This is a genomic window from Salinispora vitiensis, assembly GCF_000378825.1.
Taxonomy (GTDB): Bacteria; Actinomycetota; Actinomycetes; order Mycobacteriales; family Micromonosporaceae; genus Micromonospora; species Micromonospora vitiensis.
On the sequence record NZ_KB900388.1, the window covers coordinates 4049340 to 4062513 of the forward strand.

Annotated in this window: 12 protein-coding genes; 10 read left to right on the forward strand and 2 right to left on the reverse strand. The window is 71.0% G+C overall.

The window, feature by feature from the left end; genetic code table 11:
- Nucleotide 1: 1 nt before the first annotated feature.
- The 7 genes from SALPAC2_RS0119215 to SALPAC2_RS0119245 all read left to right on the forward strand — a co-directional run bounded on the left by SALPAC2_RS0119215 (nt 2) and on the right by SALPAC2_RS0119245 (nt 10152).
- On the forward strand, nt 2–751 hold the full coding sequence (locus SALPAC2_RS0119215) for an ABC transporter ATP-binding protein (protein WP_018218263.1): 750 nt from the start codon (nt 2–4) through the stop codon (nt 749–751).
- The gene (locus tag SALPAC2_RS0119220; RefSeq protein WP_018218264.1) at nt 748–2733 is read left to right on the forward strand and encodes a DUF5941 domain-containing protein; all 1986 of its coding nucleotides are present in this window, start codon (nt 748–750) and stop codon (nt 2731–2733) included. The genes SALPAC2_RS0119215 and SALPAC2_RS0119220 overlap by 4 nt, the downstream gene beginning before the upstream one ends.
- Before the next feature lie 8 nt (nt 2734–2741).
- Nucleotides 2742–4937, forward strand: a complete 2196-nt coding sequence (locus SALPAC2_RS0119225) for a bifunctional glycosyltransferase/CDP-glycerol:glycerophosphate glycerophosphotransferase (RefSeq protein WP_018218265.1) — start codon at nt 2742–2744, stop codon at nt 4935–4937.
- 160 nt (nt 4938–5097) lie between these two features.
- Nucleotides 5098–6405 carry an ABC transporter ATP-binding protein gene (locus SALPAC2_RS0119230; RefSeq protein ID WP_018218266.1) on the forward strand — a complete coding sequence of 436 codons (1308 nt, stop codon included), beginning with the start codon at nt 5098–5100 and terminating at the stop codon, nt 6403–6405.
- A 96-nt stretch (nt 6406–6501) separates the two neighbouring features.
- Nucleotides 6502–6966: a DUF4442 domain-containing protein gene (locus SALPAC2_RS0119235; protein ID WP_018218267.1), complete on the forward strand. Its 465-nt coding sequence runs from the start codon at nt 6502–6504 to the stop codon at nt 6964–6966.
- A 58-nt stretch (nt 6967–7024) separates the two neighbouring features.
- On the forward strand, nt 7025–7780 hold the full coding sequence (locus SALPAC2_RS0119240) for an HAD family hydrolase (protein ID WP_018218268.1): 756 nt from the start codon (nt 7025–7027) through the stop codon (nt 7778–7780).
- Entirely contained in the window at nt 7777–10152 is a 2376-nt protein-coding gene (locus SALPAC2_RS0119245; protein WP_026184903.1) for a glycoside hydrolase family 65 protein, read from the forward strand. The genes SALPAC2_RS0119240 and SALPAC2_RS0119245 overlap by 4 nt, the downstream gene beginning before the upstream one ends.
- A gap of 47 nt (nt 10153–10199) precedes the next feature.
- Here the strand turns inward: SALPAC2_RS0119245 and SALPAC2_RS27600 are convergent, their stop codons facing one another.
- Nucleotides 10200–10376 carry a hypothetical protein gene (locus SALPAC2_RS27600; protein WP_018218270.1) on the reverse strand — a complete coding sequence of 59 codons (177 nt, stop codon included), beginning with the start codon at nt 10374–10376 and terminating at the stop codon, nt 10200–10202.
- Between the two features lie 150 nt (nt 10377–10526).
- On the opposite strand from SALPAC2_RS27600, the gene SALPAC2_RS0119255 reads away from it, so the two are divergent.
- Entirely contained in the window at nt 10527–11174 is a 648-nt protein-coding gene (locus SALPAC2_RS0119255; protein WP_018218271.1) for a dienelactone hydrolase family protein, read from the forward strand.
- A gap of 97 nt (nt 11175–11271) precedes the next feature.
- Complete coding sequence (locus SALPAC2_RS0119260; RefSeq protein ID WP_018218272.1) at nt 11272–11454, forward strand: antitoxin; 183 nt, start codon at nt 11272–11274, stop codon at nt 11452–11454.
- An 85-nt stretch (nt 11455–11539) separates the two neighbouring features.
- Here SALPAC2_RS0119260 and SALPAC2_RS0119265 read toward each other — a convergent pair whose 3' ends face one another.
- Nucleotides 11540–12076, reverse strand: a complete 537-nt coding sequence (locus SALPAC2_RS0119265; protein ID WP_018218273.1) for a C39 family peptidase — start codon at nt 12074–12076, stop codon at nt 11540–11542.
- Between the two features lie 311 nt (nt 12077–12387).
- On the opposite strand from SALPAC2_RS0119265, the gene SALPAC2_RS0119270 reads away from it, so the two are divergent.
- Entirely contained in the window at nt 12388–13128 is a 741-nt protein-coding gene (locus SALPAC2_RS0119270; RefSeq protein WP_018218274.1) for a carbonic anhydrase, read from the forward strand.
- The last annotated feature ends 46 nt before the right edge of the window (nt 13129–13174 follow it).

Below are 13174 nucleotides of genomic sequence, written 5' to 3' on the forward strand. Positions count from 1 at the left end.
GATGGCCGATCCGATCATCGAAGCAGCGGGGCTCGGCATTCGCTTCGTCCGGAACCGCCGTCGGCAACTGCGGCTGCGGGACCTCGCCCTGCACCGGGGGCGGCGCGGTGGTCGTACCGATGGTCGGTTCTGGCCGCTACGGGATCTCTCCTTCTCGATCGAGGCCGGCGACACGGTCGGCGTGATCGGCCGCAACGGCACCGGCAAGAGCACCCTGCTGCGGCTCATCGCCGGCGTGCTGATCCCCGACGAGGGTGGGATCACCGTGCGCGGCGCGGTCGCCCCGCTGCTGGAGCTCTCCGCCGGCTTCTCCGCCGACCTGACCGGCCGGGAGAACCTCTACCTGGTCGGTGGCCTACACGGCCTCTCGCCGAGCTACCTGCGGCGCCGGGTGGACGAAATCGTGTCGTTCGCGGGTAAACAGGTGGAGCAGGCCCTCGACACGTCCGTGCGCCATTACTCGTCCGGCATGAAGGTCCGGCTCGGATTTGCGATCATTTCGCACCTGCCGCACCCCGTCCTGTTGATGGACGAGGTAACCGCGGTTGGGGACGCCGAATTCCGCCAGCGGTGCTATGCGACGATCGACCGTCTGCTCGGAGAGGGGCGCACCCTGGTGCTGGTATCACACAACGAACAGGACCTGACCCGATTCTGCCGGCGCGGCTTTTACCTCGACGCCGGCCGAATGATTGTGGACGGGACGATGGCCGAGGCGCTGGCCGCGTACCACGGGGCGGTGGCCCGGTGACGCTCGCGCTCGTGTTGACCACCGACGGATCAGCGGACCTCGCCGATCGGCTGGCCGAACAGTGCCGCCACGCGGGGATCGACGAGGTACGGCTGGTCAGTGACCTGGCCACCCTGGCTGACCTGGCGGAGTCGGCAACCGGTCCGGTCCTCGTCACCGGCGCTGATCTGGTCGCGCACACGGCCGTCCTGCGGCACCTCGCCACCAGCCCGGCGGAGCCGACGGTGGCGCTGGTGCTCGCCGGTCCACCGGTGCCCGGTCGGACGGCGGTTCGGGAGGACCGCGGGCAGGTGGTCGCCGCTGGCGCGCCGGCGGCCCTGGACGGCGAGGCCACCGGGGTGTTCGGCGGTGCACTGCGGGTCAATCCGGCCCACCTGCCGGTCCTGGTCGCCGCCGCGCGCGCGATCGCCGCCGAGGTCGTACCGGTGGGAGCCGCCGCGGTCCACGGTGCCGTGGACGACGGGCCCGCCGTTGACCGGCTCTTCGCCAACCTGGTGGCCCGCGACGTGGTGACCTTCGCCCACCGGGTACGGCTCCTCGTCGCGCACCGGGTCGCCGCCGCCGACGACCCGGCCGCCGCCGACGACCGGGCCGCCGCCGAGGCGGCCGTCGCCGCCGTTGATCCGGACCGGGCCGAGCTGCGGCTGTCGGTGAAGGAACGAGACGATTTCTTCACCACTTTCTTTGTCAGTACTTGGTCGCCGTACGTGACGAAGGTGGCGGCCCGGCTCCGGCTGAGCCCCACCACCGTCACGATGATCTCGGTGGCGTTCGCGGTGGCGGCCGCGCTGCTGTTCGGCGCCGGAGGGCGGCCCGCGTTGGTCGCTGGCGCGGTGCTGCTCTACCTGGGTTTCGTGCTGGACTGCGTGGATGGGCAACTCGCCCGCTACACCCGTACCTTCAGTGCTTGGGGCGGGTGGCTCGACACCATGGCCGACCGGGCGAAGGAGTTCATCGTCTACGCCGGCCTCGGCTACGGCGCGACCCAGGCCGGATTCCGCTACGGGTGGGCCCTGGCGATCGCCGCGATGACCCTGCAGACCGTCCGCCACATGAGCGACACCTGGTACGGCGCGATGCACGACGAGGCAGCCCGTCTGCCGCAGGTGACCCCGGGGGGTGGGTTCGGTGCCCGGCTCAGTGCCGCCTCCAACCGGGTGCAGGCCGACGTTGGTTCGGTGACCTACTGGCTGAAGCGGACGGTGGTCTTCCCGATCGGTGAGCGATGGGCGCTGATGGCCCTGGCGGCAGCCTTGTTCGACCAGCGGGTCGCCTTGTTCGCGGTGCTGACCGGGATGGTGCTGGCGCTTGGGTACACCGCGGCGCTGCGGCTGCTGCGGGCCCGCTCGATGCGGGTCGGAGTGTTGAACACAGTGGACACCTCCCTGCATCGGGACGACGGCCCACTGGCCCGCGCTTGGGCGGCGCCGCGCTGGCCGGGCCCGCTGCGGCTGGCGGTGTCGGCGGTGCTGGTGTCGGCGGTGCTGCTCGGGCTCGCACTCTTCGGTCCGGAGTCCCTCCCGCGGTGGACGGCGTTGGTCGGGCTCGGTGGCCTGCTGCTGGCTGCTGCAGGGGCGCGGTCCGGGCACGGCGGGGCGCTGGACTGGCTGGTGCCGGCGGCGCTACGCGCGGCGGAGTATCTCTTCGCGATCGCGGTCGGGGTGCTCGGGGGAGTCCCCGCCGGGTTGGTCTTCGGGTACGTCTTCGTGCTGACCCTGCATCACTACGACCTGACCGCGCGGCTGGAGAAGCGGAAGCTGGCCCCGCCGTTGCACGATGCCACGCTGGGCTGGGAAGGGCGGTCAGCGGTGCTGGCGCTCTCCGCGATCACCGGAATTGCTGCTATCGGCATGGCTACACTCGGTATATACCTTTTAGTGGTCTTCGTGGGGAGCGTGGCCCTCGCCTGGGTGATTCGGCCGGCCCGCGCCGTACGAACGGTGGGATCGACAGATGCCGTTGGCGGTCGCCCACCGGGTTAGGGGGCCGGGTGGCACTGATCAGCTTCGTGGTCCCGGCCTACCGGGTGCAGGGCTACCTGCGCGAATGCCTGGACTCGATCCTCGGGCAGCCGGTGGCCGGGATCGAGGTGATCGGTGTCGATGACGGATCGCCGGACAGCAGCGGCGAGATCCTGGCCGAGTACGCGGCCCGCGACCAACGGGTACGGACGATCGCGCTGCCGGCGAACGGGGGGCTCGGCCCAGCCCGCAACGCCGGCCTGGACCAGGCCGGCGGGGAGTACGTGTGGTTCGTCGACGGCGACGACTGGTTGGCCCCGGACTGCCTCGTCGAGGTGGTCGAGCGGCTGCGCGCCACCGCCCCGGATGTCCTCGTCGTCGACCACGTACGGGCCTGGTGGAACGGGGACAGCACCCAGAGCGGGATGCGCGAGGTCTTTCCGTCCTCGCCCGGGACGGCGACGTTCCGGCTGCGTGAGCGGCCGGAACTGATCCGCCTGCTGCACACCGCGTGGAACAAGGTGCTGCGCCGCGAGTTCCTGCTCGAGCACGGGCTGCGCTTCGCCCCCGGCTGGTACGAGGATGTCTCGTTCACCTACCCGCTGCTCCTCCGCGCCCAGCGGATCGGGGTGCTGGATCGGGTCTGCGTGAACTATCGGCAGCGTCGGGCCGGCGCGATCACCCGAACCCGGGGGGACCGGCACTTCGAGGTCTTCGCGCAGTGGCACCGGGTGTTCACGCTCCTGGACGAGGTGGATGCGGGCGAAGACGACCTCCGCCCGGCCCTCTTCGAACGGATGATCTGGCACTACCTGGCCGTGCTCGGGACCGGGGAGCGGATCCCGGCGGACCTGCGGCCCGCCTTCTTCGTCCGGATCGCCGCCGACCATGCCCGCTGGCGTCCGGCGCAGGGCCAGCCGGTCCCGCCCGGGATCGAAGGGCTGAAGCACCGCCTGGTCGCCACCGGCCGGTGGCGGACGTACAACGCGCTGCGCGGTGCCGCTCGGATCCGGGGTATCGCCGCCCACGCCACCAGACAGGCCCGGCGCGGGGCTGTGCCGCTCCTCCGGCGGGTTCGGGACGCCGGGCTGCGCGAGTACTACCGGGCCGAGTTGCTGCGGCCGGTCGACCCGCGGTTGGCGGTGTACGCCGCCTACTGGTACCGCGGCTACGCCTGCAATCCGGCGGCCATCTATGAGGCTGCCCGGCGACTCGCCCCGCACGTGCGGGGGGTGTGGATCGTGCGGCGGGACCGGGTGGATTCGCTGCCGGCGGGCGTGGACTACGTGGTCTCCGGCACCCCCGCGGGCTACCGGGCGTTGGCGCAGGCCCGATGGCTGGTCAACAACGTCAACTTTCCCAATTTCGTCCGGAAACGACCTGGCACCGTGCATGTGCAGACCCATCACGGCACGCCGGTCAAGGTGATGGGCCTGGACCAGCAGCGCTACCCGGTCGGGGCGCTGATGGACTTCCCGGGGCTGCTGCACCGGGTGGACCGGTGGGACTACAGCATCACCTCGAACAGCTTCTCCACCCAGATGTGGGAGCGGGCCTACCCGGCCGCGTACACCACGCTGGAGGTGGGGTACCCGCGCAACGACCGGCTGGCCACCGCCACCACCGAGGAGGTGCTGCGGATCCGGGCCGAGCTGGGCCTGGGGGTCGGCGAGCAGGTGGTTCTCTACGCGCCGACGCACCGGGAGCACCTGCCGGGGTACCGGCCACCGTTCGACCCGGACCGGCTCCTCGCCGCGTTGGGGCCCGCCGGTCGGTTGCTGGTGCGCAGTCACTACTTCGACGACCGAGCCGCCCCGGCTCCGGATTCGGCCGGTCCGGACCGACTGCGTGACGTGAGCGACCATGCCCGGGTCGAGGACCTCTATCTCGCCGCCGATGTGCTGGTCACCGACTACTCGTCGGCGATGTTCGACTACGCCGTCCTGGACCGGCCGATCGTCGTGTACGCACCGGACTGGGCGGCGTACCGGCTGACCCGCGGCGTCTACCTGGATGTGCTCGCCGAGCCGCCGGGGGCGGTGGCGACGGACTTCGCCGGTCTGCTCGACCTCTTCCGCTCCGGTGCGCTGCGGGCGCCGTCGGCGGAGGCGGCGCGGCGTCGGTTCCGGAACCGGTTCTGCCGGCTTGACGACGGCCACGCCGCGGAACGGGTGGTCCGCCGGATCTTCGGCGTGGATGCCGCCGAAGCCAGCCCGGCCAGCTAGCGCCCCGCCGCGCCGGACGGACGCACTCCCCGGCGTTGCGCGGTTCGGGCCCGCCGGGGCGGCGTCCCGCGGCGAAGATTGAACGTTCATCCGATAGGCATGCCGAGTGGGGCTCGTCACAGTCGTTCAGGTCCGAGTTTGGTGAGGTGGGGGAGGAACGGTGGCCACCGTCGCGCTCAAGGATGTGACCAAGGTCTTCCGCTCCGGCACCCTCGCCGTTGACCGGGTGAACCTTGACGTCAACGACGGTGAGTTCATGGTGCTGCTCGGCCCCTCCGGCTGCGGCAAGTCGACGGTGCTGCGGATGGTCGCCGGCCTAGAGGATCCGACCTCCGGTGCGGTCCTGCTCAACGGTGAGTTCGCCAACGACCTGCCGCCCCGGGATCGGTCGGTGGCGATGGTCTTCCAGGATTTTGCCCTCTATCCGCACCTGAGCGTCGGCGACAACATCGCCTTTCCGCTGCGTCTGGCCGGCCTGGCGGCGGAGCGGTGCGGTGCGCAGGTCGCCGATGTCGCCTCCGCGTTGGGTATCGGCGACGTTCTCGATCGTCGGCCCGGACGGCTCTCCGGTGGTCAGCGTCAGCGGGTCGCCATGGGGCGTGCGATCGTGCGTCGGCCGGAGCTTTTCCTGATGGATGAGCCACTGTCGAATCTCGATAGCGGGCTCCGCTCCGAGCTGCGTGCGGAGATTTCTGGACTGACCCGGGAGCTGGGGGTCACCACCCTCTACGTGACCCACGACCAGACCGAGGCGCTGACGATGGCCGACCGGTTGGCGATCATGCGCAAAGGGGTCCTGCAGGACGTCGGCACCCCGACCCAGGTCTACGGCCGCCCGGCCACTCTCTATGTCGCCGCGTTTCTCGGCGCCCCGCGGATGAACCTGCTGGAGGCCGCGGTCCACGTGCACCTGGACCAACACGTCGCGCTCCACCTCGGCGAACAGACGCTGCACCTCCCGTGGGACGACATGCGCGCCCGGGCGGTGGGCCGCTATCACGGCGAGCGGATCGTGGTCGGCATGCGGGCCGAGGCGCTGACCCCGACCACTCCGAACGCCCTCGGCCCGGTGTTGCACGGCCGGCTCCGCCACCTGGAGCATCACGGGCACGAGTCGCTTGCCTTTCTCGACATCGGCGCTACCGCCGTCGTCGTGGACGATGCGGCGGTGCCAGCGGACGGAGGCGTGGTCGGGCAACGGGATCGGCGTCAGTTCGGCCGGGTGATGCGGCGGATCACCGGTCGGGCCGGTACGGCGGACGAGGGGCGGCGGGCCGGGGCGAGCCGTACGCCGGCCAGCGTGTTTCGCGATCCGGGCCGGCACCACGGTCGGCCGGCGGAGCTGGCGGTGCGGTTGGCGCCCTACCCCGCGGTAGCTCCGGGGCAGAAGCTGGCGATCCAGGTCCGGATGGACGCGCTGCACTTCTTCGACAAGCATGGCGACCGGATCGATGTCGGTTGGCGCTGACGCGGGCGCCCCGGCGCTTACACGGTGGCCCCGGCGTTGGCCGGGGCGCGGGCGGCGCCTTGTCGCCCTGGTTACCGGCCGGTAACATGTCCGGGCATGAGCATCGATTCGAGCCAGGTGGCCGCCAGCATGCTGGCGGCCGTGCCCTTCGCCCGTACGCTGGGCTTCGAATTCGTCGAGGTGGTCCCCGAAGCCGACGGCGCGATCCGGGCGGTGGTCCGGCTGCCCGACACGCCGGCCACCCACAACCATGTCGGTGGGCCGCACGCCGGCGCCATGTTCACCCTCGGCGAGACGGCCTCCGGTGCGGTCGTGGTGGCCGCGTTCGCGGCGGTGCTCGACCGGGCGACGCCGCTCGCCGTCAGCGCTGAGATCGCGTACCGGAAGCTCGCCATGGGGCCGGTGCGGGCGACCGCACGGCTCGATCGGCCGGTCGCCGACGTGCTCGCGGAGCTGGACGCCGGAGAGCGACCCGAGTTTCGGGTCGGCGTGGAGATCGCCACCGAGGAGGGCAAGCCCACCGGGGAGATGACCATCGTCTGGACGCTTCGTCCGCACTGATCGGCGCGTTGAGCGCCGAAACGGTTTGCGCCCCGACCAGGCTGGATAGATTCGAACGATGCTGGGTCTGCCTGCGCACGTGACCGCCTGCCTGTTCGACCTGGACGGGGTGCTCACCCAGACCGCTCGGGTGCACAACGCCGCGTGGCGCGCGACGTTCGATGAGTTCCTGCGGCGTCGCGCCGCCGAAAACGACGAGCCGTTCACCCCCTTCGACCCGGATGAGGACTACCGGCGATACGTTGACGGCCGGCCCCGGTACGACGGGGTCCGCAGCTTTCTCTCCTCCCGCGACATCGTGCTTCCCGAGGGGACAGCGGACGATCCGCCCGAGGCCGAGACGGTCCACGGCCTCGGCAACTGCAAGAACGTCCGGCTGCTCCAGGAGTTGCGGACCCACGGGGTGGACGCCTACCCCGGCTCGGTGCGGTACCTCCGGGCGGTGACTGACGCCGGGCTGCGCCGAGCGGTGGTCACCGCCAGCGCCAACGGCGGCGAGGTGATCGCCGCGTCCGGGCTGGCGGAACTGCTGGAGGTGCGGGTTGATGGTCTCGTCGCCCGCGCCGAGAAGTTACGCGGCAAACCAGAACCCGACACCTTCCTGGCCGGGGCCGAGCGGCTCGGGGTGGCTCCGGGAAACGCGGCTGTCTTCGAGGACGCCCTCGCCGGAGTCGCCGCCGGTCGAGCCGGTGACTTCGGGTACGTGGTGGGCGTGGACCGGGTCGGGCAGGCCGATGCCCTGTTGGCGCACGGCGCGGACATCGTCGTGCGGGATCTCGCGGAACTGATCGAGAATCGGGAGCCGGGGGCATGATCCGAGAACGCGCATACCCGGTCGAGCCGTGGCATGTCCGAGAAACCAGGCTGGACATGGACGTGTTGGCTCAGTCCGAGTCGGTGTTCGCCCTCTCCAACGGGCATATCGGCCTGCGGGGCAACCTCGACGAGGGCGAGCCGTACGGCCTGCCGGGAACGTACCTGAACTCCTTCTACGAGTTACGCCCCCTGCCGCACGCGGAGGCCGGCTTCGGGTTCCCCGAGTCCGGACAGACCCTCGTCAACGTGACCAACGGGAAGATCATCCGGCTGCTGGTCGACGATGAGCCGCTCGACGTGCGATACGGCGAGCTCCTCGCCCACGAGCGGGTGCTCGACCTACGCGAGGGCACGCTGCGCCGGACGGTGCATTGGCGCTCGCCGGCCGGTCGGGAGGTCTGCGTCCGCAGCACCCGGCTGGTCTCGTTCCGGCAGCGCTCCGCCGCCGCCATCAACTACGAGGTCGAGGTGGTGGACGGCAAGCCACTGCGGCTGATCGTCCAGTCGGAGTTGGTGGCCAACGAAACCCTGCCGGCCCAGAGCAAGGACCCACGGGTGGCGGCGGTGCTGGAGTCGCCGCTATCTGCCGAGGAGGAGCTGACCACCCACGACGGTGGACTGCTGATCCACCGTACGAAGGTCTCCGGCCTGCGCCTCGCCGCCGCGATGGAGCACGAGGTGCAGACCACCGCACGGACCAACATCGAGTCCGAGGGGTACGAGGACTGGGTGCGGACCACCATCGCCTGCGTGCTCAAGCCCGGCGAGACGCTACGGGTCGTGAAACACCTGTCGTACGGGTGGTCCAGCCGCCGATCGTTGCCGGCACTGCGGGACCAGGTCGGTGCCGCGCTGGCCGCCGCCCAGCTGGACGGGTGGGACGGGTTGCTGCAGGAACAGCGGGAGTACCTGGAGGAGTTCTGGGACTCCGCCGACGTGCTGGTGGAGGGCGACCCCGAGGTGCAGCAGGCGGTACGCTTCGGGCTCTTTCACGTGCTCCAGGCGGGTGCCCGGGCCGAGCGCCGGCCGATCTCGGCGAAGGGTCTCACTGGCCCGGGGTACGACGGCCACGCCTTCTGGGACACCGAGATGTTCGTGCTGCCGGTGCTCACCTACACCCACCCCACCGCGGTGCGCGACGCCCTGCACTGGCGGCATCACACCCTGTCGATCGCGCGGGAACGGGCCCGTACGCTCAACCTGAAGGGCGCGGCCTTCCCCTGGCGCACCATCGAGGGGCCAGAATCCTCCGGCTACTGGCCCGCCGGTACCGCCGGCTTTCACATCGCCGCCGGCATCGCCGACGCGGTACGTCGCTACGTGCAGGCCACCCAGGACACCGACCTGGAGCGGGAGATCGGCCTGGAGTTGCTGGTGGAGACCGCGCGGTTGTGGCGGTCGCTGGGCCACCACGACCGGCACGGGAAGTTCCACATCGACGGGGTGACCGGCCCGGACGAGTACACCGCGATCAAGAACGACAACGTTTACACCAATCTGATGGCGCAGCGGAATCTGATCACCGCCGCGGAGACGGCGATGCGGTACCGGAAGGAAGCCGAGCATCTGGGCGTCACCGAGGAGGAGGCGGCGGCGTGGCGGGACGCCGCCGCGTCCATGCATGTCCCCTACGACCCGGAGATCGACGTACACGCGCAGGTTGAGGGCTTCACCCGGTTCCAGGAGTGGGACTTCCTGCACACCCCGTCGGAGAAGTATCCGCTACTGCTGCACTATCCGTACTTCGATCTGTACCGCAGGCAGGTGATCAAACAGGCCGATCTGGTGCTGGCGATGCACTGGCGGGGGGACGCGTTCACTCCGGAGGAGAAGCTGCGCAACTTCCTCTACTACGAGCGCCGTACCGTCCGCGACTCGTCGCTGTCGGCCTGTACCCAGTCCGTCCTGGCGGCTGAGGTGGGGTATCCGGAGCTGGCCCACACCTACCTGCGGGAGGCGGCGTTGATGGACCTGCACGACCTGAACGAGAACACCCGCGACGGCGTCCACATCGCCTCCCTGGCCGGTGCGTGGATCGCCCTGGTCGCCGGGTTCGGCGGGTTGCGCGAGCACGACGGAACGCTCTGCTTCACGCCCCGGCTCTCCGGCCGCCTGGGCCGGCTGGAGTTCTCCCTGCACTGGCGCCGGAGCCAGCTTCGGGTGGACATCCAGCCGCACCAGACCACCTACGCGCTGCAGCACAGCGACCCGAAGGAGACGCTGGTGGTGCTGCACCACGGCGAGCGGGTCGAGCTCACGGGCGCCGAACCGGCGACCCGGCCAACCCCACCGGTCAGTGAGCCGAGCCAGACCCCGGAGCAGCCGCCCGGCCGCGACCCGCTGATCCGCCTCCCGGAGCGGGAACCGTAGGGCCCGCCCCGGCCGGACCGGATCGGGACCCGGCCGGGGTCAGCACCTCACAGCTTCCTGCCCTGGGAGGGCCGGCCGCCGGCGTCCCGCGGCGCCATCGCCCGCGGATCATCGGCGGTACGCGCCCGCGCCGCCTCGTCCGCCCAGTCCCGGTTCCGGTTCGCGTCGCGCTTTCGTTGTTCCCGCTCGGCGGCCTGCTGCCGAGACTCCCGCTGCTGCGCCATGGGGATCCTCCCGATCGATCACCGGCACTGCCCGCGCCGGTACGGTCTGCCCGCACCAGCCGGGTACCCGATGCCCGCCTTGGCGAAACGGGACCGGACCGGCCCCGAGGCGTACGCATGGCAGGCGAACGGGTGGGAAGGACCGGGGTTGTGGACGTACGGAGTGAGGTGTCGGTTCCGGCGGGGGACGTCCAGCTGACGGCTGACCTCCGGGTGCCGCCGGAGCCGGCCGGAGTGGTGCTCTTCGCACACGGCAGCGGCAGCTCGCGGCGGAGTTCCCGGAATGTCGCGGTGGCGCAGTTCCTCAATCGTCGCGCGCTCGGCACCGTCCTGGTGGACCTGCTTACCCCGGATGAGGAGGTGGCCGACGCGCGCACCGCGCAGCTGCGGTTCGACATCGGCCGGTTGGCCGGCAGGCTGTCCGCGATCGTCGACTGGCTGGCCACCGGAGAGCCGGTGGGCGCGGTGCCGATCGGGCTCTTCGGGGCCAGCACCGGCGCCGCGGCCGCCCTGGTGGCCGCCGCCGAGCGCCCGGACGGGGTTGGCGCGGTGGTTTCCCGGGGCGGTCGGCCGGATCTTGCCGGCCCGGCGCTGGGCCGGGTGCGAGCACCGACGCTACTGCTGGTGGGCGGCCGCGACGATCAGGTGCTCACTCTGAACGAGCAGGCTCGGGCGGCGCTGCCGGGGTTGACGGAGCTGACGGTGGTCCCCGGCGCCGGGCATCTGTTCGAGGAGCCCGGTGCGCTGGAAGAGGTGGCTCGAGCGGCGGCGACCTGGTTCACCGATCACCTTGGGTGACCCGTGGCCGGTGCGCGTTGTCCCGGCACGGTCCGTGTTTGTGCTCCCGGGCGCCGGGGAACGCCGTACGTGCAAGACCTCGACCCTAGGAGGAGACATGAAGAAATTCATGGACCAGGCCAGGGAGTACGTCGATAAGCAGGACGAGCAGGTCGACCGGGGCATAGCGAAGGCCGGCGACATGGTCAACGAGCGCACCGGCGGCCGGTACAAGGAGCACGTCGATCGCGGCGTGGACATGATGCGGTCCCGGACCGGCGAGGGCGACAAGAACCGCTGACGCTGACACTGACGCATCCGAAGTTTCGGCGCGGTGCGCGCCGAACGGGCCGGTCTCCCCGCTGGGGAGGCCGGCCCGACGACGATCAGGACGAGTAGCCGCGTTCGGCGATCCAGTTGGCGACTTTCGGTACGGCCATCCAGTATTCGCGCTTCGGTGCGGCCGGATCGGCGACCCGGAGGAGGTCGTCCTGGGGGCGGTAACCCACCAGCGTCAGGTAGTGGCCTCCCTCGTACGAGTGCGGGGTGCCGTCGGTGTCGACCGTGGTTCCCCGGACGTTCGCCACGACCGCGCGTCCCTGTGTCAGGGCGTGCCGGATGTCCTCGCGGAGCTGGTGAACCTCATCCGGTTTGGCCGTCGTGTCCGGTATCTCGGTGGTTCGGTACGTGTCTCCGGCCAGCTCGTTGAGGACGCGGGTGACGTCCAGGGGGGAGTCCGTGCCGGCCTGGGTGGTGCCGAGCCGTTGGGCCACCTCGTCCTGCGGGAGTTGCCGGCCCAGCGCGGAGAGCGCCATCCGGGTCGCCGCCGGACCGCAGTAGTAGAAGTTGGGCTGGGCCTGATAATCGACGGTGACCAGCAGCCCGGCGACCGCGCGGCCGTCGGTGGGGGTGATCGTGCTCATGGTCGGGCTCCTCTGGGGGTCTGACGTCCGGTGGGGGACGGCAAGCACCGCGTGGCGCTCGGCACGAACGGCGGGCCGGGGCCCGGACGGTCCGGGGATCTGGGGCGCCGGAGTTTTCCGGGTTCCGGAGCTACAACGGGCCGGAAGCGGTGGGCATTCCTCGGCCCGAGGGGGGCTTTCGCGGTCAACATATGAAGCGCAGATCACGCATGCCTTGACGTGCTTTCTGCTTCATGTGAGCGTTGGATGCGGCCCAGGGTCCCGTACTCCGGGCCTTAGGTTGGGGCCTCCCACAGGGATGAGGTAAGGGCATGAATCGCCCCGAAACACCCGATGCGCAGTCGGGTGCAGCTCAGCGGTCCGCCGGTGAATCCGGCGATCTACGGAAGCGGCCGGTCGACCCCCACGCAGCGGTCGCCGAGCTACATGCCGGTAACCGGCGGTTTGCCGCCGGAACTCCGGACCGCCCGCACCAGGACGCCGGCCGCCGGATCGCGCTGGCGGAGGGCCAGCAGCCCTTCGCGGTGATCCTCGGCTGTTCGGACTCGCGACTCGCGGTTGAGCTCATCTTCGACCGCGGGCTGGGTGACCTGTTCGTGGTACGCACGGCCGGGCAGGCTATCGGGCCGGAGGTGCTCGGCAGCGTCGAGTACGCGGTCACCGCGCTGGGGGCCCCGCTGGTGGTGGTGCTCGGGCACGACTCCTGTGGCGCGGTGCAGGCGGCCCGGTCGGCTGAGGCCACCGGCGCACCGGTCTCCGGGCACCTTCGTGCGGTCGTGGAGGCGGTGCTGCCGAGCGTCCGCGAGGCCGAGGCCGCCGGGGTTACCGACCTCAACCAGATCGTGGACCACCATGTCGAGCGGACCGTGGCCGTGCTGCTGGACCGCTCCGCGGCGGTCGCTACCGCGGTGGCTGCCGGGACCTGCGCGGTCGTGGGAATGTCGTACCAGCTCACCACCGGCGCGGTGCGGACCGTGACGGAGGTCGGGCTCGCGGCGCCGAGCGCACCCCCGGCGGGCGGCGCCGGGGCGGAGGCGTCCGCTCCCGCCTGAGCCGTCCCCAAGAAACGCCAACGGGCCGGTGCCGCGCATCACGCGG

Bases quoted from the DNA above. Each gene is read 5' to 3' on its own strand.
- SALPAC2_RS0119215 (WP_018218263.1), top strand. From the start codon at position 2: ATGGCCGATCCGATCATCGAAGCAGCGGGGCTCGGCATTCGCTTCGTC.
- SALPAC2_RS0119235 (WP_018218267.1), top strand. From the start codon at position 6,502: ATGAGCATCGATTCGAGCCAGGTGGCCGCCAGCATGCTGGCGGCCGTG.
- SALPAC2_RS0119240 (WP_018218268.1), top strand. From the start codon at position 7,025: ATGCTGGGTCTGCCTGCGCACGTGACCGCCTGCCTGTTCGACCTGGAC.
- SALPAC2_RS0119245 (WP_026184903.1), top strand. From the start codon at position 7,777: ATGATCCGAGAACGCGCATACCCGGTCGAGCCGTGGCATGTCCGAGAA.
- SALPAC2_RS27600 (WP_018218270.1), bottom strand. From the start codon at position 10,376: ATGGCGCAGCAGCGGGAGTCTCGGCAGCAGGCCGCCGAGCGGGAACAA.
- SALPAC2_RS0119260 (WP_018218272.1), top strand. From the start codon at position 11,272: ATGAAGAAATTCATGGACCAGGCCAGGGAGTACGTCGATAAGCAGGAC.
- SALPAC2_RS0119265 (WP_018218273.1), bottom strand. From the start codon at position 12,076: ATGAGCACGATCACCCCCACCGACGGCCGCGCGGTCGCCGGGCTGCTG.
- SALPAC2_RS0119270 (WP_018218274.1), top strand. From the start codon at position 12,388: ATGAATCGCCCCGAAACACCCGATGCGCAGTCGGGTGCAGCTCAGCGG.